Origin of the sequence: Micromonospora sp. NPDC047465, from assembly GCF_040643125.1 — a bacterium.
Taxonomy (GTDB): Bacteria; Actinomycetota; Actinomycetes; order Mycobacteriales; family Micromonosporaceae; genus Micromonospora.
Window position 1 is genome coordinate 1 of record NZ_JBEYTP010000040.1, and the last position, 24,760, is coordinate 24,760.

A 24,760-nucleotide genomic window follows, 5' to 3' on the forward strand; every position below is an offset into this window, starting at 1 on the left:
CCGGGCGCCCCCCACCCCCGGGTGCTCCCCTCCCACCGCCTCTCGGGGGGCCCCCCCGCCGCTGGGGGGCTGTCCGCCGCGCGCGGCGGGCGGCGGCCGGCGGCCAGGTTCAGGTCAGGCGCCGCCGACCATGGCGACGCCGGCGGCCTCGGCCCGGGCGAACGCGTCGTCGAGCACCACGACCTCGCGGCCCGCGTTCGCCAGCAGCGACGCGGCGGCGGTGGCCCGGTACCCGGAGCCGCAGTGCACCCAGACCACGCCCGGGGGCACCTCGGCGAGCCGCGCCGGCAGGTCGGGCAGGGGGATGTGCACGGCGCCCTCGACATGGCCGGCGCGCCACTCGTTGGTCATCCGGACGTCGAGCACGACGTCCGGGGCGGGCAGCCCCGCCGGGGTGTTGCCGGCGCGGGCGGCGGCCAGCGCGGGGAAGTCGGTGGTCCGCAGGTCCCGCAGCTGCCCCGGGTCGGCGGCCCACTGCTCGGCCGTCCCGGTGGCCTGGGCGGCGGGCCGGTCGATGCCGATGCGGACCAGTTCGCGCTGGGCGTCGGCGACCTGCGCTGCGGTCTCCGCGAGCAGGGTGATCGGTGTGCCCCAGTCGACGAGCCAGCCGAGCCAGGTCGACATCGGACCGTCGAGCCCGAGGCTGACGGTGCCGGCCAGGTGCGAGGCGGCGTACGCCTTGCGGTGCCGCAGGTCGACGACCCACTGGCCGTCGGCGATCCGCTCGCGCAGCGCGGCGGCGTCGGCCCGGGCGACCGGGGTGAGGTCCACGGGCGCCGGACCGGCGAGGTTCGCCACGCCCATGTGGGCGTAGTAGGCCGGGTAGGCGTCGAGCCCGGCCAGGGTCTCGGTGACGAACTCGTCGGCGGCCAGCCGCAGCACGGGGTTGGCCCGCTTCTCCCGGCCGATGGTCGACTCCGGCGCGTCGGACTGGCTGGCCGAGCAGAAGCTGCCGAAACCGTGGGTCGGCCACACCTCGGCCCCGTCGGGCAGCAGGTCGGCCAGCCGTTTCGCCGACGCGTGCTGGTGGTGGGCGAGTTCGTGGGCGTGCTGCGCGCCGAGCAGGTCGGTGCGGCCGGTGGTGCCGAAGAGCAGCGAGCCGCCGGTGAACACCCCGACCGGCCGCCAGCCGCCGTCGTCGGCCTCGTCGAGCGCGTACGACAGGTGGTGGAAGGTGTGCCCCGGCGTGGCCACCACCCGGAGCCGCATCGTGCCGGAGACGGGCACGGTGTCGCCGTCGGCGACCGGGGTCCGGTCGAACCCGACCTCGTCGTCGGCGGCGACCAGGTAGTCGGCGCCGGTCAGCCGGGCCAGTTCCAGGCCGCCGGAGACGTAGTCGTTGTGGATGTGGGTCTCCACCACGTGGGTGATGCGCACGCCCTTGGCGCCCGCGAGGTACATGACCCGGTCGATGTCGCGCTGGGGATCGACGACGATCGCCACCGCGCCGTCGGAGGCCAGGTAACTGCGGTCGCCGAGCGAGGACGTCGCGATGACGGACACCTCAACTGCCATTGCCGTGCTCCTTGTGGGATTCATACCCCGGGGGGTATCCGACGGGCACACGTCCGCGGTTGTCGACGTGTGCGCACTGCTTACCCACCCACGTCGCTGTCACGCGACGTGGGTGGCGGTGCTCCGTGCCGGTGTGCTCAGGCCAGCGAGAGGAAGAGCTTCTCCAGCTCCTCCTCGGTCATCTCCGGCGCCTCGCCGCGCTCGCGGGCGGCGTTGCAGTGCCGCATCCCGGACGCAATGATCTTGAAACCGGCCCGGTCGATCGCCTTCGACACCGCGGCGAGCTGGGTCAGCACGTCGCGGCAGTCCTGGCCGGTCTCCATCATCTCGATGACCGCGTTGAGCTGCCCCCGGGCCCGCTTCAGGCGGGTCAGCGCGTCGCTCGTCATCTCGGGTCGAAGCTTCACTCCGCACCTCCTCGTCACCCACTATACCCCCGGGGGTACCCCATGACGCCATGCTACCCCCGGGGGTATAGTGGGTGCCAGTCCCCGGGGGTGCCCCCTGGCCTGGCCTGATCCGCCGGAGCGCCCACCCTGGGTGACGCCGGCGACGGCGGGGGCCGTGCCGCCGCGACGCAGGGTCCTCGGGACATCGACGGAACGCTTATCCTGTGCCCCGACCGCACCACCGGAAGGGACCCCATGCCGTCGCGGCAGGACCAGCTGCACTCGTACCAGTTCACCGTCCAGCGGGCGGTCGCCGCCCTGGTGATGCGGGAGACCGACCCGGCGCAGTCGCCGTTCCGGCGGCTGGCCGGCGCGGCCCTGGCCAGCGTCCTGGTCGCGGCCATCGGCCTGGGCGGTTTCGCCCTCTACGGCCTCTTCGCCGGCGGGGGCAGCAGCTGGCGCGACCCGGGCGCCGTGATCGTCGAGAAGGAGTCCGGGGCCCGCTTCGTCTACCGGGAGCAGAAGCTGCACCCGGTGCTCAACTACGCGTCGGCCCTGCTGATCATCGGCGCGGACCGGCCGAAGACCGTGCTCGTCTCCCGCCGCGCCATCGACGGGGTGCCGCGCGGGTTGCCGCTGGGCATCGCCGACGCCCCCGACTCGCTGCCCGCGCCCGGACGATTGTCGACCGCGCCGTGGACGGTCTGCTCCGTGGCGGCCCCCGAGGACAACCGGTCGACGCCGCGGTCGGCGCTGCTGATCGGCGTGGCCGGCGACGGTGGCCGGGCGCTCGGCGAGGACGCGCTGCTGCTGCGCCACCCCGACGGCGCGCTGCACCTGGTCTGGCACCAGCGTCGCTACCTGCTGCGCGACCCCAACCGGGTGTTGGCCGCCCTGGCGGCCACCCGGGCCCGGGCGGTCCCGGCGGCGCCGGCGCTGCTCAACAGCCTGCCCGCGGGCGCCGACCTGGCCCCGCTGGCCCTGCCCGCCGAGGGGGAACGCTCGGCGCGGGTGTCCGGGGCGCGGATCGGCGACGTCTACCTGGTACGCAACTCCGGCGGGGGCCGGCAGTACGCCGTCGCGTTGCGGGACGGCCTGGCGGGCATCACCGAGTTGCAGGCCGGCCTGCTGCTCGCCCGCACCGGTCAGGGCGAACCGGAGCCGATCACCCTCGGGCGCTTCGCCGCGCTGCCGAAGCTGCCCGACCTCGCGCCGACCGGCCCGACCGCTCCGCCGACCGCGCCGCCCCGCCTGGCCGCGCCCGACGGGTCCGCGCTCTGCGTCCGGGTCGGTGACGACGGCGGCGCGACCGAGGTCAGGCTCGGCGTGGGGCTGCCCGACCTCGCCGCCGCGCCGCGCACCCCGCCTCCGGCGTCCGGCGGCGGGGTGCGCGCGGACCACGTCGTGGTGGAGCCGGGCCGGGGCGCGGTGGTCGAATCGGTCGCGGCGCCGGGCGCGCCCGGCGGCGCGGTCTCCGTGGTGACCGACCTTGGACGGCGGTACGTGCTCGCCGGCGGAGAGGTGCGCGGGATGCTCGGCTACCGCGACGTCCGGCCGCTGCGGCTGCCGGCGGGCCTGGTCAGCCTGGTGCCCGCCGGCGCCACGCTCGACCCCGCCGTCGCGCGGGTCGTCGCCACTCCCGCCTGACTGGCCGGCGACGCCTGGCTCAGGCGGCGGGGCAGGCTCAGGCGACGCCCCGGCTCAGGCGGCGGGGCAGGCTCAGGCGGCGGGGCGGCGCAGCACGGTGACGGCGAAGTCGGCGTCGTCGCGCCAGGGGCGCAGGTCCCAGGTGGCGAAGCGGTGCTCCAGCCGCAGCCCGGCGGCGACGGCGTCGGCGTCGAAGTCGGTGAGCGGATAGCCGCGGTCGGTGCCGAAGCCCACCGCCACCACGCCGTCGGGTCGCAGGTGGGCGGCGATCCGGCGGAGCACGTCCCGCTCGGTGCCGGGGGCCACGAAGGCCAGCACGTTGCCGGCGACGACCACCGCGTCGAACGGCTCCGGCTCCCCGGCCGCCGCCAGGTCCAGCTCGGCCAGGTCGGCCACCAGCCAGCGCGGGCCCGGGTGGTCGGCGCCGGCGGCCTCCACCAGCGCCGGGTCGGCGTCCACGCCGACGACCGCGTGCCCGCGGGCGGCCAGCTCCGCGCCCACCCGGCCGGTGCCGCAGCCGGCGTCGAGGATCCGGGATCCCGGCGCGACCAGGGCGTCCACCAGCCGGGCCTCGCCGGCCAGGTCCGCCCCCTCGGCGGCCAGCCGGCGGAACCGGTCGATGTACCACTGCGAGTGCTCCGGACCGGTCTCGGTCACCCAACGGGTCGGCTTTCCCATGCCGCCACCGTAGCCGGATCCGGCCGGCCCTCCGGCGGCGGGCACACCTGCACCGACGGGATCACGCTCACGGGCGCCGAAGGGCGGCTGCACCCTCGCGGCGGGTGCACCGTGCGGCGGGTGCAGCGTGCGGCGGGTGCCGACGGGCGGGTGCACCGCGCAGGCGTCCGGGGCCGGCGGGTCCCGCATCCGCCGAGCGGACGGCCGGGCGACGTCTCCCTGGCGAGGGCGGTGCCGCCCCAGCGCAGCACGCCGCCGAGGCTGCCGGTGGCGCGTGCCGCCACCACCAGCGGCATGACGGTGACCAGCACGCTGGGCGCGAGGACCTCCGTGACCAGCCGGGCCGCGCGGCGACCGGGGCTCCGGTCGACCGGTGCGACGCCGACCGGTGCGACGCCGACCGGCGCGACGTCGACCGGGGCCGCGTCGACCGGGGCCGCGGCGGGCGGCTCCGCGCCGGTCAGGCCGACGCGGGGCGGGGCCGCCGCGGGCGGGACGCCGGCCTCGGTGTCGATGTCGGGGGAGGCGTCCACCCGGGACATCCTTGGCCAGCGGCCCGCCGTGCGGCAACCCCGCCCGCCTCAGCCCTTCTCGGCGCCGCTGGTGAGCCCCTCCGTGAGCAACCGCTCGCTGGCGAAGAAGAGGATCACGATGGGCAGGGTGAGGATCACCGAGCCGGCCATCAGCACCGTCTTCGGCACCTCGACCCCGTCCGCCAGCTGCGCCAGCCCCAGCGACACCGTCCACCGGTTCGGCTTGTCGACCAGGAAGAGCAGGGCGAAGAGGAACTCGTTCCAGGCGATCATGAAGTCGTACAGGGCGACCGCCATGATGGACGGCGCCGCCAGGGGGAGGCTGACCCGACGGATGATGCCGAGCCGCCCCGCGCCGTCGATGGCCGCGGACTCCTCCAGGCTGACGGGGATGGTCTCGAAGTAGTTGCGCAGCATGTAGACCGAGACGGGCAGGGTCTGCGAGATGTAGACCAGCACCAGGCCCAGCAGCGAGCCGCGCAGCCCGGCCCGGGTGAAGACCACGAAGAGCGGGATCGCGATGACGATCGACGGGAAGAGGTAGACCGCCAGGAAGAGGAAGTCGACCTGCCGTCGGCCGAAGAACCGCAGCCGGGCGACGGCGTACGCGCCGGGGATCGCCACGGCCAGCGTCAGCAGGGTCGCCGCGACGGCGACCAGGCCGCTGTTGCGCATGAAGGTGAGGAAGCCCTGGCCGCCGTCGTCGGCCGCCCTGACCACCTCGGCGTACGTGTCGAAGGTCAGCTCGCCGAGGCCCACCACCAGCGAGCCGGGGTCGAGCAGCAGCCGCTCGATGGGGCGTACCGAGAGCACCAGCATGTAGTAGAAGGGGAAGACGGTGACCAGCAGGAACGTGGCGATCACCAGCCGGCGCAGCCAGCGCAGGCCCACCGTCTCGATCCGGTCCCGGTCCATCAGTCGACCCTCCGTCCACCGAAGAAGCGCAGGTACACCAGCACGAACACGATCAGCACCACCGCGAGCACGACCGCCTGCGCCGCCGCCGCGCCGATGTCCGTCCGCGCGGTCAGGAACTCGTAGACCCGGACGCTGACCACCTCGGTGCCGGCCGCCCCGCCGGTGAGCAGGTAGACGTCGTCGAACTTGTTGAACGTCATGATGAACCGCAGCACGCCCAGCAGGCCGATCACCGGCAGCAACTGCGGCAGCAGGATGTGCCGGAACCGCTGGGTGGGGGTGGCCCCGTCCACCCGGGCGGCCTCCTCCAGCTCGCCGGGCACCGCCTGGAGCCGGGCGAGCAGGAACAGGAACGCGAACGGGAAGTAGCGCCACGCCTCGAACGCGATGACCGTGGCCAGGGCCGTCGACTCCTGGGACAGGAACGGCACCGGGGTGTCCCAGCCGAGGAACCGTCGGCCCCAGTCGTTGACGACGCCGAGCTGGGGGTCGAGCATCACCTGCCAGACGAAGGTGACCGCGACCACCGGCGCCACGTACGGCAGCAGCATCGACGCGCGCACGAGGGTGCGGCCCCGGAACGGCCGGCGTACGACGAGCGCCGCCACCAGGCCGAGCACGATCGAGCCGGCGGTGCTGGCCACGCTGTAGACCAGCGTGGTCCAGAGGGTGTCGGCGAAGCCCGGGGTGTTCAGGACCCGCTCGACGTTGTCCATCGTGAACTCGCCGAAGAGCCCGGTGCGGCGCAGCGTGGCGAGGCGTACCCGCTGGAAGGCCAGCACGACGGTCCAGACGACGGGGACGCCGATGACCGCGACGACGACGAGCAGGGTCGGGGCGACCAGCGCCAGCCCGGCGCGGGCCTCCCGGCGGCGCAGGGTCAGCGGTCGCCGGCGGGGGGCCGGGGTCGGCCGATCCCGGGTGGGGGAGCGGCCGGTGCCCGGCGCGGCGGTGGTCAATTGACGCCCGCCTTGATCGCCTCCACGTCCTTCTTCGCCCGGCCGGCGGCCGCGGCGGCGTCGGTCTTGCCGGCTACCACGTCGTTCAGTGCCCTGGGCACGGGCAGCTCGCCGAGGATTGCGCCGACCAGCTTGCCCTGGCCCTGGGCGAGGCCCCAGCGCTGGAAGGTGTCCGGGCTGCGCCGCAGGCCGGCGAGCACCTCCTCGCCGTACACCTCGGCGAGCGGCTTCTTGGCGTCCACCCCGGCCTGGCTGGCGTTCCAGGCGGTGAGGAACTTCTCCGGCTCGGTCGCGGTGCCCTTGCGTACGGGGAAGCGCCCCTCGGGGGACATGCCGAACCAGCGCGGGTAGGCGTCGCCGAGCATGTGCTCCACGAAGGACTTGGCCGAGTCGGCGGCGGCGCCGTCGAGCACCGCCCACGAACTGATCTCGCCGTACTGGGCCGGCTCGGCGCCGTTCGGGCCCTTGATCGCGGTGACGAACCCGCTGTTCCTCGCCAGGTACGTCGGGTCGGCCTGACACTGCGGGCAGGTCGGCTTGGCGTCGTTGCGCAGCCCGGCCAGCTCGTCGAGGATGAACGGCGACCAGATCAGCATGGCCGCCTTGCCGGCGAAGTAGGTGGCCCGGGTGGTGTCCACGTCCTGCGCGCCCTTCACGGAGCTGGTGCGCATGAGGTCGCCGTAGAACCGGAACGCCTCGACGCACTCGGGGGAGTCCAGCTTCACGGCCCCGGAGTCGTCGGTGAGCTGGCAGTTGTTGGCCAGCGCCAGGTGCTCGAAGGTCTGCTGGGTGAACACGTCGCCGGGGGCGGTGGCGGCGGTGATGCCGGCGACGCCGCCGGTGTTCAGCTTCGTGGCGGCGGCGGCGATCCTCTCGTACGTGTCGGGGGCGGGCAGCCCGGCGGCGTCGAACAGGTCCTTGCGGTAGACGAGCAGCTGACCCCAGCCGTCGCTGGGCACGGAGAGCTGCTTGCCGTCGTCGGCGGTCAGCTCCAGCGCGCGCGGCGAGAACGTTTGCCGGCCGAGCGCCTCGACGACCTCCGCGTTCGCCGAGGGGTGCAGCAGCTCGTTGCCGGCGAGGGTGCGCACCCCGGCCAGCGACACCGAGCCGACCACGTCAGGCAGCTCGCCCGCGGCGGCGCTGGAGGCGATCAGCGAGGGGAACTGGTCCTCGTTCACGGTGACCAGGTCCACCGTGATCCCGGTCCTGGCGGTGAAGTCCGCGACGATCGCCTTGGTGGCGGTTACCCGGTCGGCCACGTCCTCCAGGCTCCACACGGTGATCTTCTTGCTGTCGCTGTCGGTTTCCTCGTCGCCGCAGGCCAGCAGGCTGGCCCCGGTGACTGCCATGATCAGGGTGGCGGCGAGTATCCGCATCGGAGGTGCTGACATCGGTGGCACTCCTCTCGAAGGGTATACAAGGGATTCAACGCCTTCGATTGATCAATTACAAGACATATGCCGATTTTTTGCCTACGATGAAGCCCAGTGCTACCGGGATGTGACTCATGGTCAACTGGGTTGTCTCTCTGGCCGGGCCCCGACGGATCAGCCTCGAGCCCTGCCCCCCGGATCCGCTCGGGCCCGGTCAGGTCCGCGTCCACACCTGCTACTCCGGCATCTCGGCCGGCACCGAGCTCACCCTCTACCGGGGCAGCAACCCCCGGCTGAGCAAGGACTGGGACGACGTCAGCCGGATGTTCGTGCCCCGGCAGGCCTCCGTGCCGTACCCGCTGGTGGGCTTCGGCTACGAGGAGGTCGGCGAGGTCGTCGAGGTCGCGCCCGACGTGGCCGACCGGCGGGCGGGGGAGGTGGTCTGGGGCATCTGGGGGCACCGCGCCGAGGCGGTCGTGGCCGCCGAGGCGGTGCACCCGCTGCCCGCCGGGCTGGATCCGCTCGCGGCCGTCTTCGCCCGCCCCGGGGCGATCGCTCTCACCGCCGTGCTCGCCGGCGACCTGCACCTCGGCGACTGGGTCGGCATCTTCGGGCAGGGCGTCATCGGGCTGCTCGCCACCCGCCTCGCCGCCCTCTCCGGCGCCCGGGTGGTCGCCGTCGACCGGGTGCCCGCCCGGCTGGCGCACGCCACCCGACTCGGCGCGCGCATCGCGGTCGACGCGGGCGCCGAGTCGGCCGCGGCCGTGCTGCGCCGGGCCACCGGCGGCCGGGGCGCGGACGTCTGCCTGGAGCTGTCTGGGGCCTACCCGGCGCTGCACGAGGCGATCCGCTCCACCACCCACGCCGGCCGCGTCGTGGCCGCCGGCTTCTACCAGGGGCAGGCCGACGGGCTCGGCCTGGGTGAGGAGTTCCACCACAACCGGATCCAGCTGGTGGCGGCCCAGGTATCCGGGCCGACCCCGGCGCCCGGCATGGCCGGCCGGTGGACCGGAGCCCGCGTCGCACACACCTTCATGGACCTGGTGGCCGAGGGCAGCGTCGACCCGCTGCCGCTGGTGAGCCACGTCGTGGACGCCAGCGCGGTGGCCGACGCGCTGGCGCTGCTCGACCGCGGTGACGCAGACGCCCTCCAAGTGGTGCTGAGGTTCCCATGACGATTCCCCTGGCCTGTCAGGAGCAGCTCCTGCCGGGCACCGACCTGATCCAGAAGTACGCGCTCGCCACCGCGCTCGGCTACGACGCGATCGAGCTGCGCGGCCGGGGCGACCTCGGTCTCGCCCGCCGGCTGCCCGAGCTGCGCCGCGCCCGGGCGGCCGGGGTGGTCATGCCCACCGTCTGTGTCGAGATGGACCACTTCATCGGCGACTTCGACCCCGAGCGGTCCCGCGACGCGGTGCGCAACCTGCGCTCGCAGCTCTCGGTGATCGCCGAGCTCGGCGGCGTCGGCGCGATGACCCCGGCGGCGTGGGGGATGTTCTCCCGGCGGCTGCCGCCGTTCGAGCCGCCCCGCTCGCCCGCCGGCGACCGGCAGGTGCTCCTCGACGCCCTCGGCGAGCTGGGCGAGCACGCCCGCGCCGAGGGGGTCACCCTCTTCCTGGAACCGCTGAACCGGTACGAGGACCACATGGTCAACCGGCTCGACGACGCGGTGGCCCTCTGCGCGGCCGTCGGGCTGCCCTCGGTGCGGGTGGTGGCGGACACCTTCCACATGAACATCGAGGAGGACGACGTGCACCGGGCCCTGCGCGCCGCCGCGCCCTACCTCGGGCACGTCCAGGTCAGCGACTCCAACCGCTACCAGCCGGGCGCCGGCCACCTCGACTGGCCGGCCCTGGTGCGCACCCTGCTGGAGATCGACTACCGGGGCTGGCTGGCGCTGGAGTGCCGGCTGCGGGGCGATCCGGTCCGCGCCCTGCACCAGGCCGCCGCCGTGCTCCGACACGCGCAGCCCCGGCAGGCCGCGGCATGAGCACCGACACCGCGGACGGCGGCCCGGACACCGGGACGGCCGCCGACGGCGGGGCCCGGGACGGCGGCGCCCGGGACGGCGCGGCGCTGCGCCAGCTCGCCGTCGCCACCCTCGACGGCAACTGGGAGCACGACCACACCGTGCCCTCGCGCACCCTCTACCCGCACCAGTGGAGCTGGGACTCGGCGTTCATCGCGCTCGGCTGGGCCCACGTCCGACCCGACCGCGCCTGGCGGGAGCTGGCGAGCCTGTTCCGGGCCCAGTGGGCCGACGGGCGGGTGCCGCACATCGTGTTCAACCCGGCGCTGCGGGTCGGCTCGTACTTCCCGGGGCCGGAGTTCTGGGACTCGGCCCTCGCCGAGGGCGCCCCGGCCGCCGCCACGTCCGGGCTGGTCCAGCCGCCGGTGCACGCGCCCGCCGCGTGGTTGGCGTACCGCCGGTGCCCCTCGGAGAACGGGCGGGCCGCGCTGCGCCGGCTCTATCCCGGGCTGGTGGCGCAGCAGCGCTACCTGGCCACCCGCCGGGACGTCGGCGGGGGCGGGCTGGCCTGCATCGTCCACCCGTGGGAGTCCGGGCTGGACAACAGCCCCGCCTGGGACGCGCCGATGGCGGCGGTGCCCGCCGACGCCGCCGTCATGCGCGCGTACCGCCGGCACGACACCACGCACGCCGACGCGGCGCACCGCCCCACCGACCTCGACTACGCGCGCTACGTCGCGATCGTGGCGTCCTACCGGCAGCACCGCTACCGCGACGCGGAACTGGCCGCCCACCATCCGTTCCTCGTGGAGTGTCCGCTGCTCAACGCGGCGATGGGCGCCGCCGAGCACGCGCTGGCCCGGATCGCGCCGGTGGTCGGGGCCGACCCCGGCCCGCACCGGGAGCGCGCCGCCCGGATCACCGAGGCCCTGGTGCGCCGGCTGTACGACCCCACGACCGGCACCTTCCAGCCCCGGGACCTGCGCGCCGACCGCCTCGTGCCGGCCCGGACGGTGCTCGGCCTCCTCCCGCTGATCCTGCCCGACCTGCCCGCCCGGCAGGCCACGGCGCTGGTCGCCGAGGCGTGCTCGCCGCGGTTCGGGTTGGCCGCCCGGATGGACCGGCCGCTGCCCAGCCACGACCGCACGGCGGCGGACTTCGAGCCGCTGCGCTACTGGCGCGGGCCGAGTTGGATGAACGTCAACTGGCTGGTGCGCCGGGGGCTGCTCACCCACGGCCGTCCCGACCTGGCGGCCGGTCTGCGCGACTCGATGATCGAGCTGGTGGCCCTCTCCGGCTGCCACGAGTACTTCCACCCGGACACCGGCGCCGGGCTCGGCTCGCCCGCCTTCGGCTGGACCGCCGCGCTGCTGCTTGACGTCCTCGCCGACGACCGGACCGGCTGAGCCCTGCCGCTCGGCGCCCGCCCGCCACCCGGGCGCGCGGCACCGTGCGCACCGGCGTGACCCGGCGTCGTCCTCGGCCCACCGCGGAGGCGGCCGATGGCGGGCGGGCAGGCGGTGGCGCGCGTGGGCGGCACCGGGTCGTCCGCGGGTGGCAGTCAGGCGGTGGCCCGCGCGGGCGGGTCGTTTGCCGGCGGCGGGCGCGGGTATGCGCGGGGCCGGTGACGACAGGAGGGCGCCGTGCGGTTTCCCCTATTCGTCGACGCGGTGTCCCGCCGGGCGGGGCTGTCGACCGCGCAGTCCGCCACGATCGCCCGCGCCGTGCTGCAGACGATGGTGGAGCGGATGACCGGCGGCCGGTCGGGCGACCTGGCCGGGCACCTCCCCGACGAGCTGGACGGCTACCTGGCCGGGCCGGACCCGGCCGACGGCCGACCGGCCCCCCTCGGACCGGCGGAGTTCCTGCGCCGCGTCGGGGAGCGGGCCGGGGTGGACGAGGCCACCGCCCGGGTCGGCACCGGCGCCGTCTTCGCCACCCTGCGGGAGGCGGTCACCGTCGACGAGTTCCGCGACATGGTCGCGCGGCTGCCCGGGGACTTCGACGGCACGAGCCAGCCGATCCCTCGCCCGCCATATGACAGCTGACGACCCAGCCTGTCATCCGTCGTTCACAAAGTCGTCTGTGGACATCGACCCCGATCGCAGGAAGACTGAAGGTTCACGCGCCTTCTGGCCGGAGAATCACCGGCCGGCTCGCAAGTAGACGGAAACTCCTCTACGCGCCAGAGGGATGATCGGACTGTTTTACCCATCCGTTGCGTGAGGGGTCCGTCGACTGTTCGGCTGGACTCTAAACGATGATCTTTCCCGCCAGGTATCGAGCCTTATGCTGCTTCCATTGCGAAGTCCTGGGGGGGATCGATGGTTGCGTTTGTCAAACGCTGCACGCTGTCCATCAGCGGGTCCGCCGCCAAGCGTTGACATGGCAGAACCGACGGTAATCAACCGCTTCAGCGCTGTCGCCGCCCGTCGGCCCGACCAGCCGGCCGTCCTCGGCGAGGCCGCTCCGCTCAGCTACGCCGCGCTCGCCGGCGCCGCGGGCGGGCACGCCGCCGCGCTCGCCGCTGCCGGGTGCCGGCCGGGCGACCGGGTCGCCCTGCTCACCGGGCACGGGCCCGCGACCATCGCCGCCATCCTCGGCACGCTCGCCGCCGGGTGCGCGTACGTGCCGCTGGATCCGGGCTTCCCGGAGCAGCGGCTGCGGCACATGCTCGCCGCCGCGGAGGTTCACACTGTCCTGTGTGGAGTTGAGCACGCCGGGCTGGCCCGTCGGCTCACCGCCGACCGGCCGGCCGTCCGGGTGCTGACCGTCGACGACCTCGCGGCCGCGCCGCTGCGGCCCGTGCCCGTCGACCCGGACGCGCTGGCGTACGTGCTGTTCACCTCCGGCTCCACCGGCGTGCCGAAGGCGGTCGGCCAGACCCACCGCAACCTGCTGCACGTGGTGGACAACCAGATCGCGGCCCTCCAGATCGGCCCGGAGGACCGGCTCAGCCTGCTCGCCTCGTTCAGCTTCGACGCGGCGATCCCCGACCTCTACCCGGCGCTGCTCGCCGGGGCCGCCGTCGTCCCGGTGGAGCTGCGCCGGCACGGCCTCGCCCACGCCGTCGAGCAGCTCGCCCGGCACGGGGTCACCGTCTACCACTCCACCCCGACCGTCTACCGCTTCCTGCTCGACACCCCCGGCCCCCGCCTCGACCGGGTGCGGGTCGTGCTGCTCGGCGGCGAGCAGGCCACCCACGCCGACGCGGCCCGCGGACGGGACCGCTTCGCCCCCGACTGCGTGCTGGTCAACGGCTACGGCGCCACGGAGATGACCTTCGCCGCCCGGTACGCGCTGCCGCTCGCCGACGCCGACCCCGCCGCCACCGGGCCGCTGCCGATCGGCACCGCGCTGCCCGGGTACGAGCTGCGCCTCGGCGAGGGCGACGAGATCGTGGTGCGCAGCCGGCACCTCGCCCCCGGCTACCTCGGCCAGGACAGCGACCGGTTCGCCGTCGACCCAGACGGCGTGCCGACGTACCGGACGGGTGACCTCGGCGCGTGGCTGCCCGGCGGCGACCTCGTCTGCCTCGGCCGGCTCGACCGGCAGGTGAAGGTACGCGGGTTCCGCGTCGAGCTGACCGAGATCGAGGCCGTGCTCGCCGACCAGCCGGGCGTCGCCGGGGTCCGCGCCATCGCGCGCGACGGCGAGCTGCTCGCGTACGCCCGGCCGGGCGGTGCCGCGCTGGACCCGGTGGCCCTGCGCGACGCCCTCGCCCGACGGCTGCCGGAGTACGCGCTGCCGCGCGCGGTGGTGGTGGTCGACGAGTTCCCGCTCACCGTCACCGGCAAGATCGACGAGCGGGCGCTGCCCGACCCGGCCCGGGACGTGCCCGCCGGGGAGGCGCCGGCCACACCCACCGAGCGGATCGTGCACGACATCTGGTGCGAGGTGCTCGGCCGCCCGGCCGTCGGCCGCTCCGACAGCTTCTTCGACGTCGGCGGCCAGTCGCTGCTGCTCGGTCGGGTGCAGCAGCGGCTCGCCGAGCGGTTCGGGGTGCGGCTGCCGATGCTGCGGCTCTTCGAGCACCCGACCGTGGCCGCCCAGGCCCGGCTCGTCGACACCCCGCCGGAGCCGGTCCGCGCGCCGGCTGTGCCCGCCCCGGTCGCCCCGGCGACCGCCGCCCGGGAGTACACGGGCGACGAGATCGCCGTGGTCGGCCTCGCCGGCCGGTTCCCGGGCGCGCCCGACGTCGGCACCTTCTGGTGGAACCTCTGCGCCGGCGTGGACTCCATCCACGACCACAGCGACGAGGAGTTGGCCGCCCTCGGCATCGGCCCCGGCCTGCGTGCCGACCTCCGGCACGTCAAGGCGGCCGGCCGGCTGGACGGGGTGGCCGACTTCGACGCCGAGTTCTTCTCCTTCGGCGCCGACGAGGCGGCCCGCACCGACCCGCAGCACCGGCTCTTCCTCGAGACGGCCTGGGAGGCCCTGGAGGACGCCGGGCACGACCCGGCCCGGTTCCCCGGGCTGGTCGGCGTCTACGCCGCCACCTCCGCCAACCGGTACTTCCTGTTCCACCTCATGGACAACCCGGCCGTGGTCGGCGACGTCGACCCCGACGACTGGGAGGCCCGGCTCGTCGGCCGGCAGTTCACCGACCACCTGCCCGGGCAGGTGGCCTACCGGCTGGGCCTGACCGGGCCGGCGGTCGCCGTGCAGAGCGCCTGCTCCAGCTCGCTGGTCGCGGTCTGCCTCGCCGCGCAGAGCCTCGCCGACTACCAGTGCGACATCGCCCTGGCCGGCGGGGTGAACGTCACCTGGCCCCGCTACCGGCACACCCCGGGCGGTCTGGCCTCCCCGGACGGCCGCTGCCGCGCCTTCGACGAGGCCGCCGCCGGCGCGGGCTTCGGCTCCGGCGCCGGTGTGGTCGCGCTGCGCCGGCTCGCCGACGCCCAGGCCGACGGCGACCGGATCTACGCGATCCTGCCCGGCTGGGCCGTCACCAACGACGGCGCCGACCGCGCCGGGTTCGCCGTCCCCGGGCCCGCCGGGCAGGCCGCCGCCGTCGCCGGCGCGCTCGCCGCGGCGGAGGTCGCCCCTGGTGAGGTCCGCTTCATCGAGGCGCACGGCAGCGGCACGCCGCTCGGCGACGCCATCGAGGTCGCCGCGCTGCACGAGGTGTACGCCGGCGCCGGGCCCGCCGAGACGTGCGCGCTCGGCTCGGTGAAGACCAACATCGGCCACCTCGACGCTGGCGCCGGCATCGCCGGGCTGATCAAGGCCGTGCTCGCCGTGCAGCACGGCGTCATCCCGCCGAACCTGCACTTCACCCGCCCGCACCCGGAGATCGACCTGACCGGCGGTCCGTTCTACGTGCCGACCAAGGCACGGGACTGGCCCGAGGCGACCCGTCGCGTGGCCGGGGTCAGCTCGTTCGGGCTGGGCGGCACGAACGCGCACGTGGTGGTCGAGCAGCCGCCCCCGGCCGAGCCGGTCGACGGCGCGGACGCGCCCGCGTACCTGCTGCCGGTGTCGGCGCGGACCCCGGCGGCGCTGCGGGCGGCGCTGACCCGGCTGCGGCAGCACCTCGCCGGGGCCGCCCCGGCGCTCGCCGACGTGGCCGCCACCCTCGCCCTGGGTCGGCGCGCCTTCGGCTGCCGGGCGGCCGTGGTGGCGGCCGACCCCGCCGGCGCCGTCGCCGCGCTGGACGAACTGCTCGCCACCGACGCCCGGCTGGCCGGCGAGCCCGGCGAGCTGCGCGAGCTGGCGACGGCCTGGGTCGCCGGCCGGGACGTGGACTGGGCGGCGCTGCACCCCGAGGGCTCGGTCCGGCGCACCGGGCTGCCCACCTATCCGTTCCAACGCCAGCGGTACTGGATCGACCCCCCTCAGAAAGGTGCGCGGTGAACTGGTTCGTCTCCGCCGGCCGTCGTGAACCGGCGCCGGTGCAACTGTTCTGCCTGCCCTACGCCGGCGGCGGCGCGAGCGTCTTCCGCCGGTGGCAGGAGGAGATCGGGCCGGACGTCGAGGTGCTGCCGGTGCAGCTGCCCGGGCGGGAGAACCGGATCAGCGAGGACCCGGAGTTCCGGGTGGGGGACGTCGCGTCCGCCATCGCCGACCGGGTCCGCGGCCCGTACGCGATCTACGGCCACTCGATGGGCGGCCGGGTCGGCTTCGAGGTGGTCCGCGAGCTGCGCCGCGCCGGCCGTCCGCTGCCGCTGCGGCTCTACGTCGGCGGCGCCCGCGCCCCGCACGTCACCGCGCCCAGCCTCTTCGACGGGCTGTCCAGGGTGGACGACGACGAGCTGCTGCGCCGCCTGGGCGACGGCGGCGGGCTGCCGGCCGAGCTGCTGGCGCACCCCGAGCTGGTCGAGCTGCTGCTGCCGCTGTTGCGCGCCGACTTCGGCCGGGTCGACAGCTACCGCTACACCCCGGGCGAGCCGCTGCCGGTGCCGATCGTGGCGTTCAGCGGCCGGCACGACCGCGCCGTCCGCCGGGAGCACAGCGACGCGTGGCGGGAGCACACCGCCGCCGGCTTCACCCTGCACGAGATCGAGGGTGGGCACTTCTTCCTCAACGACCGGCTCCCCGACCTGCTCGCCGCGATCCGTGCCGACCTCGACGGGGCCGTGGCGGCCGACCCGGAGCCGGCGGCTGCCGTCCCGCCGGCGGCGACGGTCGGGACCGGCGCGGTGGCGGGCGGGCACCGGGTGCCGCTCGGCGACACCGGCTGGTCGGTGTGGCGGGACGCCATCCTGCGTACCACCGGCTTTCCCGCCGACGGACTGACCATGCTGTCCGCTCCGCAGGCCGCAGCGGCCGCCGACGAGCTGCTCGCCACCGGCGACGGCGCGGAGCGGTACGACAAGGAGTTCGCCGAGGCGCTGACGGCGACCGGGCGGCGGATCACCGAGCTGGCCGCCGATCCGCTGCTGCGGGAGGCGGTCACCTGGCAGAACCGGGGCGCCGTGGTCGCGCTGGACGGCCTGGCGCGGGGCGGCCCCGATCCGGCGCGCAACGTGCGGCGGCGGGACCGGGAGCGTGCCCTGCTGAAGTACTGGCAGCGATACTGCGGCAAGAACGAGACGGTCGGCTTCTTCGGCCCGAGCTGCTGGGTCACCCTCGACCCGGCGCGCCCGGAGACCGCCGACGTGCGCCCCGGCCCGGGCCTGACCCGGCGCCGCTGGGTGTGGTTCGAGTCCTGGGCGCTCAGCGCCTACGCCGACCGGATCGGCCGGGACGTGGCGGTGCGCGCCTGGTGGGCGCCGATGCTCTGCCCGCAGCTGAGCCTCGCCGACCGCACCGTCCACCGGCCCGGCCGGCCGCCGGTGCCGCTCACCCCCGTGGAGGCGGCGCTGCTGGCCGCCGCCGACGGCCGGCGCCCGGCCCGCGAGCTGGTCGCCGACCCGACGATCGGGCTGCGCCGGGCGGAGGACGGCTACGCGCTGCTGGACCGGCTGGTCGAGCGCGAGCTGATCACCTGGGACGCGGGGCTGCCGGTGAGCCCCGACGCGGAGGACGTGCTGCGGCGGCGGATCGAGGAGATCGGCGACGAGCCCGCGCGGCAGGACGCCCGCGCCGGCTTCGACCGGCTGTGCGCCGCCCGGGACGCCGTGGCCGCCGCCGCCGGCGACCCGGAGCGGCTCGGCGCCGCCCTGGACGCGCTCGACGCGACCTTCACCGAGCTGACCGGGCAGCCCCCGCGCCGCCGCGCCGGCCAGATGTACGCCGGCCGCACCCTCTGCTACGAGGACACCAGCCGGGACCTCGACGTGGTCTTCGGCAAGCCGCTGCTCGACCGGATCGCCGCCCCCCTCGCGGTGCTGCTCCAGGCGGCCCGCTGGCTGGTCGACGCGCTGGAGCGGGCGTACGACGCGGCGTTCCGCGAGCTGTACGACGAACTGCGCGCCGAGGCGGGCGGCGGCCCGGTGTCCCTGGCCGACCTCTGGTTCCTGGCGCAGGGCATGTTCTGGGGCGACGGCGCCCGGCCGGTCGACGCGGTCGCCGCCGAGTTCGCCGACCGCTGGGCCGGACTGTTCGGCCTGGCCACGCTGCCGGCCGGGACGACGGAGGTCCGGCTGCCGGTGGCCGACCTGGCCACCCGGATCGCCGAGGCATTCCCGGCCGAGCGGCCGGCCTGGCCCAACGCCCGGCTGCACAGCCCCGACCTGCAGATCTGCGCCGCCGACGCGGAGGCGCTGGCGCGCGGCGACTACACCGTGGTCCTCGGCGAGCTGCACGCCGCCTGGGCGTCCTTCGACTGCCAGGTCTTCACCCCGTCGCACCCCGACGTGGGCCGGCTGCGCGACGCGCTGACCGAGGACCTCGGCGAGCGGCGGATCCGGCTGCTCGTCCCGAACGACTGGCCCCGGCGCACCAGCCGGGTCGCCGAGGCGCTCACCGGGCCGACGGACCGGCAGTTGGCCTTCGCGCCCGCACCCGGCGCCGACCCCGACCGGGTGCTGCCCACGGTCGACCTGACCGTCGCCGAGTCCGGCGGCCGGCTGGTCGCCACCGCCCCGGACGGGCAGAGCTGGACGTTGCCCGAGCTGTTCTCCCCGCTGCTCAGCGCGCACGCCGTCGACGGGTTCAAGCTGGTCAGCCCCGCGTCGTACACGCCCCGGATCACGGTCGGCGAGCTGGTGGTGGCGCGGCAGACCTGGCGGACGACGGTCGGCGAGAGCGGGCTCGCCACGGTCACCGGCGAGCGGGAGCGGTTCCTCGCGGTCCGGGACTGGCGCCGCCGCCTCGGGCTGCCCGAGCAGGTCTACATCAAGCTCGGCACCGAGACCAAGCCCTGCTTCGTGGATCTCAGCAGTCCGGCGTTCGCCAACATGTTCTGCGCCATGGTGCGGGCCGCCCGCACCGACGGCGGCGACGACACCTCGCTGGCGGTCAGCGAGATGCTGCCCACGGCGGCGGACGCCTGGGTGCCCGACGCGGCCGGCCGGCGCTACTTCAGCGAGCTGCGGCTGCACATCGTGGACGCAGACGAGCGGGAGGGTGGCCGATGAGCCACAAGATCCCGCTCGGCGACACCGGCTGGTCGGTGTGGCGCGACGTCGTCCTGCGTACCGCCGGCTTCCCGGCGGCCGGGCTGGCGGCCTTCACCGCGCCCGAGGCGGCGGCCGCCGCCGACGCCCTGCTCCGCGGCGAGGGCGAGGCGGAGCCGTTCGACAAGGCGTTCGCGACGGCGCTGCTGGACGGCTCCGCGGTGGCCAACGAGATCGCCGCCGACCCGCTGCTGCGCGAGGCGGTCACCTGGCAGAACGCGGAGATGCTCATCGCGCTGGACGGCCTGCTGCGCACCGACCCGGCCGTCCGCAACGTCCGCCGCCGCAAGCGCGAGCTGAGCCTGCTGCGCTACTGGCAGCGCTACTGCGGCAAGGCGGAGACGATCGGCTTCTTCGGCCCGGTCTGCTGGGGTCGGCTCGACCCGGACGAGCCGACCACGCGGCTGCGGCCGGGGCCGGCGCTGGTGTCCCGGCGCGAGGTCCACTTCGAGGCGTGGGCGCTGATCGCGTACGCCGACCGGCTCGCCGACGACCTGGCGGTGCGGCGCTGGTGGGCGCCGGCGCTGCCGCCGCACCTGAGCCTGTCCGACCGGCAGCTCAGCCGGCCGCTGCTCCCGCCGACGGAGCTGACCGCCGTGGAGGCCCGGCTGCTCGCCGCCTGCGACGGGCGCACTCCGGCGGTCACCCTGGTCGAGCGGCTGCTGGCCGACGGGGAGACCGGTCTGCGCAGCGCCGACGACGGATATCTGCTGCTCGACCGGCTGGTCGAGCGGGACCTGCTGACCTGGGACGCCGGCCTGCCGGTCAGCCCGCAGGCCGAGCGCGTGCTGGTGGAGCGGATCGACGCGATCGGCGACGCACAGGTCCGCGCCGAGGTGGCGGTCGCGTTCGACCGGCTGCGCGCGGCGCGCGACGCGGTGGCCGCGGCGGCCGGGGACCCCGAACGGCTCGGCGCCGCGCTCGCCGCGCTGAACGCCGAGTTCACCGAGGTCACCGGTCGGCCCGCCACCCGCCAGGCCGGGCAGATGTACGCCGGCCGCACGGTGCTCTACGAGGAGACCGCCCGCGACCTGGACTTCACGGTCGGCTCCCGGGTGCTGGACGCCCTGGCCGAGCCGCTGGCGATCGTGCTGACGGCCGCCCGCTGGCTGACCGCCGAGGTGGGCGCCGCCGGCGAGCGGATCTTCGCGGAGCTGCACGCCGAGCTGCGCGGCGATGGGCCGGCGCGGCTGGCCGACGTCTGGGCGCTGGCCCAGGGGCTGCTGCTCGCCCCGGACGGTCCGATCGCCCGGGCCGGCGCCGGGCTGACCGCCCGCTGGGCGGAGCTGATCGGCCTGGACGCGGTGGTCCCGGGGCAGACCGAGCTGCGGCTGCGCAGCGCCGACCTGGCCGGGCGGGCCCGCACCCTGTTCGCCGCCGACCGCCCCGGCTGGCCGTCCGCCCGCATCCACAGTCCGGACGTGCAGATCAGCGCCGCCGGGCTGGACGCGCTCAACCGGGGGGACTTCCTGCTCGTCCTCGGCGAGCTGCACCCGGCCTACGTCCCGTTCGACAGCGCGGTGCTGACCCCGTTCCACCCCGACCAGCCGGCGTTGCGGGCCGCGTTGGACGCCGAGCTCGGGCCGGCCCGGGCGCGGGTGCTCTACCCGGAGAGCTTCCCGCGGATGACCACCCGCATCACGTACGCCCTCAACGGTCCCCTGGACCGCCAGTTCGGCATCGACACGGCCCGGGGCGCCGACATCGACCGGCTGGTCCGCGCCACCGAGGCGCGGGTGGAGAACGACGGCGACGAGTGGCTCGCGGTGCTGCCGGACGGCAGCCGCTGGCCGCTGATGGAGATCTTCGCCAACCTGCTCGGCGCGCTGCTGCTCGACAGCTTCAAGCTCCTCGCGCCGGCCCCGCACACCCCCCGGATCACCATCGACCGGCTGGTCGTGGCGCGGCAGACCTGGCGGACGACGGTGGCGGAGACCGGCCTGGCCGGCGTCACCGGCGAGGCCGAGCGGTTCCTGGCGGTCCGCCGCTGGCGGGCCCGGCTCGGGCTGCCCGAGCGGGTCTTCGTCAAGGTGGGCACCGAGATCAAGCCCTGCTACGTCGACCTCACCGCCCCGCTGCACGCCCAGTCCCTCTGCGCCATGGTCGACGCCGCCACGAAGAGCGGCCCCGACGTCACCGTGACGGTCAGCGAGCTGCTGCCGGACCCGGCGGACGCCTGGGTGACCGACGCGCAGGGGCGTGGCTACGTCAGCGAGCTGCGGTTGCAGATCACCGATCCAGTGAGCTACCGGGGAGAGAACGGGTGACCGACATCCTGTCCATCAGCGCCGTCCACGGGGAGACCCTGCCGTGGCCAGACGCGACGCTGGCCGAGCTGATCGCCGCGCAGGCCGCCCGCACCCCGGACGCGGTCGCGGTGCGCCAGTGGGACACCCGGCTCACCTACGCCGAGCTGCTCGGCCGGGCGGCCGGGGTGGCCGCCGCGCTGCGCGGGCGCGGCGTCGGCCGGCAGGCCCGGGTCGGCGTCTGCGGGGCCCGCAACCCCGACCTCGTCGCGACCGTGCTCGGGGTGCTGCTGGCCGGCGGCTGCTACGTGCCGCTGGAGCCGGGCGGCCCCCGCCAGCGGCTGCGGGAGATCGCCGCCGACGCGGGGGTGTCCGTGGTCGTCGGCGACGCCGCCGTGGCCGAGTTCGGCGACGTGCCGGGCGTCGAGGCGCTCGGCCTGCCCGGGCCGGCGCCGTTGGCCCCGTGCCCGGCCCGCCCCGGCGACCCCGCGTACGTGCTGTTCACCTCGGGCTCCACCGGCCGGCCCAAGGGCGTGCTCACCACCCACCGCAACGTGGTCGAGTTCGTCACCGGCTGCGCCGCGATGACCGGCGCGGACGCGGGCGTGCGCAGCCTCGGCATCGCCTCGCTCGGCTTCGACGCGGCCACCATGGACCTCTTCGTGCCGCTGCTGCTCGGCGGCGCCGTCCAGCTCCTCGGCGCCGACGACCGGGCCGACCCCGTCCGGCTGGCCCGGTTCATCGCCGCGCACGAGGTGAACTGGGGCTTCATCACGCCGACCGTGCTGTCCATGCTGGACCCGGCCGACCTGCCGGCCTGGCGGGTGGTGCTCTGCGGCGGTGAGGCGGTGCCGGCCGAGCTGGCCGCCCGCTGGGCCCCCGGCCGGCTCTTCCTCAACGGGTACGGCCCGACCGAGACCACCGTGCTCGCGGTCAGCGGCGAGCTGACCGCCGCCGAGACCGACCCGGTGCCGATCGGCCGCCCGCTGCCCAACCACCGCGCGTACGTGGTGGACGCCGAGCTGCGCCCGGTGCCCCCGGGTGAGGCCGGCGAGCTGCTGATCGGCGGCCCGGGCCTGGCCGACGGCTACCTCGGCCGGCCCGGCCTGACCGCCGAGCGCTTCGTCCCCGACCCGTTCGGCGACCCGGGGGAGCGGCTCTACCGCACCGGCGACCTGGTGCGGCAGGACCCGGACGGCCGGATCGTCTACCTGGGCCGGCTCGACCGGCAGGTCAAGATCCGGGGCCAGCGGATCGAGCTGGGCGAGGTGGAGGCCGTGCTGGCCGGCCTGCCCGGCGTCCGGCAGGTCGCCGTGGAGGCGGTCCCCGGCCCGGCCGGCACCGAACTGGTCGCCTTCCTCACCCCGGCCGACGCCCCGGACGACGAGCGGCTGCGGGCGTACGCCCTGCCCCGGCTGACCGCCGCGATGCTGCCGGCCCGGGTGCTGCGCCGCGACGACCTGCCGGTCAGCCCGACCACCGGCAAGCTGGACCGGCCGGCGCTGCGGGCGCTGGCCGCCCCGGCCGCCGCCCCGGCTCCCGCCGGGCCGGTCGACGTCGACGAGCCGGTCGAGGCGGCGGTGGCCCGGATCTGGGGCCGGCTGCTCGGCGCGGCGCCCACCCCGGAGACCGACTTCCTCGCCGCCGGGGGCAACTCCATCGCCGCGATGCGCCTGGTCGCCGCGCTCCGGGCCGAGCTGGGCCGGCACGTCGACACCCGGGACGTGTTCACCGGCCGCACCCTGGCCGGCCTGGTGCAGCGGATCACCGCCGCCGCCCCGGCCGACGGCGACGGGTTGACCACCGGCAACCCGCCCACCCTCTCCCCGCCGCAGCGCCGGCTGTGGTTCGTCGACCAGCTCGCTCCGTCCAGCGCCCCGTACAACATCGCGGTGGCGCACCGGCTGCGCGGCCCGCTGGACACGGTCGCCCTCGGCGCCGCGCTGCGGGCGGTCGTCGAGCGGCACGACGTGCTGCGCTGGCGCATCCCGCAGACCGCCGGCGTGCCGTACGCGGTCTGCGAGGAGCCGACCGACGTGGCCGTCCCGGTGGTCGACCTGAGCGGCAGCGCCGACGCCGAAGCCGAGCTGGCCGGGATGCTCGCCGCCGGGGCGGCGCACTCCTTCGACCTGGCCACCGGGCCGCCCTGGCAGGTGACCGTCTACCGGCTCGGGCCGGACGAGCACGTCCTGGCGATCACCCTGCACCACGCGGTGTTCGACGGCTGGTCGGAGAAGCTGCTCTACGACGACCTCGCGGCGGCGTACGACCGGGCGTTGCTGGGCGGCGCTCCGGCGCTGCCCGCACTGCCCGCCACGTACGCCGACTACGCCGTCTGGCGGGCGGAGCGGGACCGGCGGCGCGGCGCGGCCGACCTGGACTGGTGGGTGTCGCACCTGCGCGACGTGCCGACGGTGCTGGAGCTGCCCCGCGACCGGCCCCGGCCGGCGGTGGCCACCTACGCCGGCGCCGAGGCGGCGGTGCGGCTGCCCGAGGCGTGCGACCGGGGGGTGCGGGAGCTGGCCGAGCGGCGCGGCACCACCGTGGCGGCGGTGCTGCTGGCCGGCTTCGGCGAGCTGCTGCGCCGGCTCACCGGCCGCGACGACCACGTGGTCGGCGCGATCGTCGCCGACCGCCGGCTGGCCGCCTTCGACGACGTGGTGGGCTTCTTCATCGACACCGTGCCCGTGCGGGTGCGCGGCGCCGGGGCCAGCTTCGCCGAGCTGGTCGACCGGTGCGCGGGCGAGCTGCACGACGCGACCGCCCACCCGGGCGCCCCGCTGGAGCGGATCGTGGAGGCGCTCGGCGTCGGGCGGGACACGTCCCGTGCGCCGCTGGTGCAGGTGCTGTTCAACGTGCTCAACTTCGCCCCGCCCCGGCTGGCGCTGACCGGCCTGGACACCGAGCCGGTCGCGGTGCCCAAGCCCGGCTCGCCGTTCGACATCACCGTCTACGTGGTGGAGCGGGCCGGCCGGTGCGGCGTCGAGGTGGTCTACAACCCCGACCTGTTCGACGCCGGGCGGATCGACGACCTGCTGGCCGACCTGGTTGCCCTCGTCGGCGCGCTGGTCGCCGCACCGGACACGCCGACCGACCGGGTGGCCGCCGAGCTGCCCCGGCCGACCGTGGCCACGCCGCAGCTCGGCGCCATGACCGTCGCCGCCGGCGAGGCCCCGCGCGCCGTGCTGCCGGCCGGCCCGGACGGGCTGACCGACACGGAGGAGCTGATCGCCGGCATCTGGCGCGAGGTGCTGGAACGCGACCAGGTCGGCGTCACCGACAACTTCTTCGACATCGGCGGGCACTCCCTGGCGCTGGCCGCCGTGCACGCCCGGCTCACCGCCGCCACCGGCCGGTCGATCAAGATGCTCGACCTCTTCCGGCACCCCACCATCCGGGCGCTCGCCGCCAGCCTCGACGGCGCCGCCGACCGGCCCGAGCTGGCCCGCGCCGCACTGCGCGCCGCCGCCCGACGCAGCCGTACCCGCCGCAACCCACCCCGCCGCCCCGGCGGCACCGCGTGACGAAGGA

At 75.8% G+C, this 24,760-nt stretch carries 16 protein-coding genes; 9 read left to right on the top strand and 7 right to left on the bottom strand.

Annotated elements, in window-relative coordinates; genetic code table 11:
• Positions 1–114 precede the first annotated feature (114 nt).
• Positions 115–1,515, bottom strand: a complete 1,401-nt coding sequence (locus ABZ793_RS27605) for an MBL fold metallo-hydrolase (RefSeq protein WP_357462120.1) — start codon at positions 1,513–1,515, stop codon at positions 115–117.
• Between the two features lie 137 nt (positions 1,516–1,652).
• Positions 1,653–1,922, bottom strand: a complete 270-nt coding sequence (locus ABZ793_RS27610) for a metal-sensitive transcriptional regulator (RefSeq protein WP_350711866.1) — start codon at positions 1,920–1,922, stop codon at positions 1,653–1,655.
• A gap of 237 nt (positions 1,923–2,159) precedes the next feature.
• Here ABZ793_RS27610 and eccB point away from each other — a divergent pair, with 237 nt between their 5' ends.
• Positions 2,160–3,551 (top strand): type VII secretion protein EccB, encoded by a 1,392-nt coding sequence (eccB, locus tag ABZ793_RS27615; protein ID WP_357462121.1) that lies wholly within the window; start codon positions 2,160–2,162, stop codon positions 3,549–3,551.
• Positions 3,552–3,623: 72 nt separating this feature from the next.
• Here the strand turns inward: eccB and ABZ793_RS27620 are convergent, their stop codons facing one another.
• Genes ABZ793_RS27620 through ABZ793_RS27640 form a run of 5 tightly spaced genes read right to left on the bottom strand, consistent with a single transcriptional unit; the run spans position 3,624 to position 8,030 of the window.
• Complete coding sequence (locus ABZ793_RS27620) at positions 3,624–4,229, bottom strand: class I SAM-dependent methyltransferase (protein ID WP_357462122.1); 606 nt, start codon at positions 4,227–4,229, stop codon at positions 3,624–3,626.
• Positions 4,205–4,762, bottom strand: coding sequence for a hypothetical protein (locus ABZ793_RS27625; protein WP_357462123.1), 558 nt, complete (start codon positions 4,760–4,762; stop codon positions 4,205–4,207). Before ABZ793_RS27625 ends, ABZ793_RS27620 begins: the two co-directional genes overlap by 25 nt.
• A gap of 48 nt (positions 4,763–4,810) precedes the next feature.
• Positions 4,811–5,677, bottom strand: coding sequence for a carbohydrate ABC transporter permease (locus ABZ793_RS27630; protein ID WP_357462124.1), 867 nt, complete (start codon positions 5,675–5,677; stop codon positions 4,811–4,813).
• The gene (locus ABZ793_RS27635; RefSeq protein ID WP_357462125.1) at positions 5,677–6,639 is read right to left on the bottom strand and encodes a sugar ABC transporter permease; all 963 of its coding nucleotides are present in this window, start codon (positions 6,637–6,639) and stop codon (positions 5,677–5,679) included. The genes ABZ793_RS27630 and ABZ793_RS27635 overlap by 1 nt, the downstream gene beginning before the upstream one ends.
• Complete coding sequence (locus tag ABZ793_RS27640; RefSeq protein WP_357462126.1) at positions 6,636–8,030, bottom strand: extracellular solute-binding protein; 1,395 nt, start codon at positions 8,028–8,030, stop codon at positions 6,636–6,638. Before ABZ793_RS27640 ends, ABZ793_RS27635 begins: the two co-directional genes overlap by 4 nt.
• Positions 8,031–8,146: 116 nt before the next feature.
• Here ABZ793_RS27640 and ABZ793_RS27645 point away from each other — a divergent pair, with 116 nt between their 5' ends.
• The 8 genes from ABZ793_RS27645 to ABZ793_RS27680 all read left to right on the top strand — a co-directional run bounded on the left by ABZ793_RS27645 (position 8,147) and on the right by ABZ793_RS27680 (position 24,753).
• The gene (locus ABZ793_RS27645; protein ID WP_357462127.1) at positions 8,147–9,187 is read left to right on the top strand and encodes a zinc-binding alcohol dehydrogenase; all 1,041 of its coding nucleotides are present in this window, start codon (positions 8,147–8,149) and stop codon (positions 9,185–9,187) included.
• Positions 9,184–10,002: a sugar phosphate isomerase/epimerase family protein gene (locus ABZ793_RS27650; RefSeq protein ID WP_357462128.1), complete on the top strand. Its 819-nt coding sequence runs from the start codon at positions 9,184–9,186 to the stop codon at positions 10,000–10,002. Before ABZ793_RS27645 ends, ABZ793_RS27650 begins: the two co-directional genes overlap by 4 nt.
• Positions 9,999–11,387, top strand: a complete 1,389-nt coding sequence (locus ABZ793_RS27655; protein ID WP_357462129.1) for a hypothetical protein — start codon at positions 9,999–10,001, stop codon at positions 11,385–11,387. The genes ABZ793_RS27650 and ABZ793_RS27655 overlap by 4 nt, the downstream gene beginning before the upstream one ends.
• A 237-nt stretch (positions 11,388–11,624) precedes the next feature.
• Positions 11,625–12,029, top strand: a complete 405-nt coding sequence (locus ABZ793_RS27660) for a DUF2267 domain-containing protein (RefSeq protein ID WP_357462130.1) — start codon at positions 11,625–11,627, stop codon at positions 12,027–12,029.
• Between the two features lie 337 nt (positions 12,030–12,366).
• Positions 12,367–15,837: an AMP-binding protein gene (locus ABZ793_RS27665; protein WP_357462131.1), complete on the top strand. Its 3,471-nt coding sequence runs from the start codon at positions 12,367–12,369 to the stop codon at positions 15,835–15,837.
• On the top strand, positions 15,834–18,944 hold the full coding sequence (locus tag ABZ793_RS27670; protein ID WP_357462132.1) for a thioesterase domain-containing protein: 3,111 nt from the start codon (positions 15,834–15,836) through the stop codon (positions 18,942–18,944). Before ABZ793_RS27665 ends, ABZ793_RS27670 begins: the two co-directional genes overlap by 4 nt.
• Positions 18,941–21,250, top strand: coding sequence for a lantibiotic dehydratase (locus tag ABZ793_RS27675; RefSeq protein WP_357462133.1), 2,310 nt, complete (start codon positions 18,941–18,943; stop codon positions 21,248–21,250). The genes ABZ793_RS27670 and ABZ793_RS27675 overlap by 4 nt, the downstream gene beginning before the upstream one ends.
• Positions 21,247–24,753, top strand: coding sequence for an amino acid adenylation domain-containing protein (locus ABZ793_RS27680; protein ID WP_357462134.1), 3,507 nt, complete (start codon positions 21,247–21,249; stop codon positions 24,751–24,753). Before ABZ793_RS27675 ends, ABZ793_RS27680 begins: the two co-directional genes overlap by 4 nt.
• Positions 24,754–24,760: the final 7 nt, after the last annotated feature.

Coding starts and splice junctions, on each gene's coding strand:
- ABZ793_RS27605 (WP_357462120.1), bottom strand. CDS start 1,515: ATGGCAGTTGAGGTGTCCGTCATCGCGACGTCCTCGCTCGGCGACCGC.
- eccB (WP_357462121.1), top strand. CDS start 2,160: ATGCCGTCGCGGCAGGACCAGCTGCACTCGTACCAGTTCACCGTCCAG.
- ABZ793_RS27620 (WP_357462122.1), bottom strand. CDS start 4,229: ATGGGAAAGCCGACCCGTTGGGTGACCGAGACCGGTCCGGAGCACTCG.
- ABZ793_RS27630 (WP_357462124.1), bottom strand. CDS start 5,677: ATGGACCGGGACCGGATCGAGACGGTGGGCCTGCGCTGGCTGCGCCGG.
- ABZ793_RS27640 (WP_357462126.1), bottom strand. CDS start 8,030: ATGTCAGCACCTCCGATGCGGATACTCGCCGCCACCCTGATCATGGCA.
- ABZ793_RS27645 (WP_357462127.1), top strand. CDS start 8,147: ATGGTCAACTGGGTTGTCTCTCTGGCCGGGCCCCGACGGATCAGCCTC.
- ABZ793_RS27650 (WP_357462128.1), top strand. CDS start 9,184: ATGACGATTCCCCTGGCCTGTCAGGAGCAGCTCCTGCCGGGCACCGAC.
- ABZ793_RS27655 (WP_357462129.1), top strand. CDS start 9,999: ATGAGCACCGACACCGCGGACGGCGGCCCGGACACCGGGACGGCCGCC.
- ABZ793_RS27665 (WP_357462131.1), top strand. CDS start 12,367: ATGGCAGAACCGACGGTAATCAACCGCTTCAGCGCTGTCGCCGCCCGT.
- ABZ793_RS27675 (WP_357462133.1), top strand. CDS start 18,941: ATGAGCCACAAGATCCCGCTCGGCGACACCGGCTGGTCGGTGTGGCGC.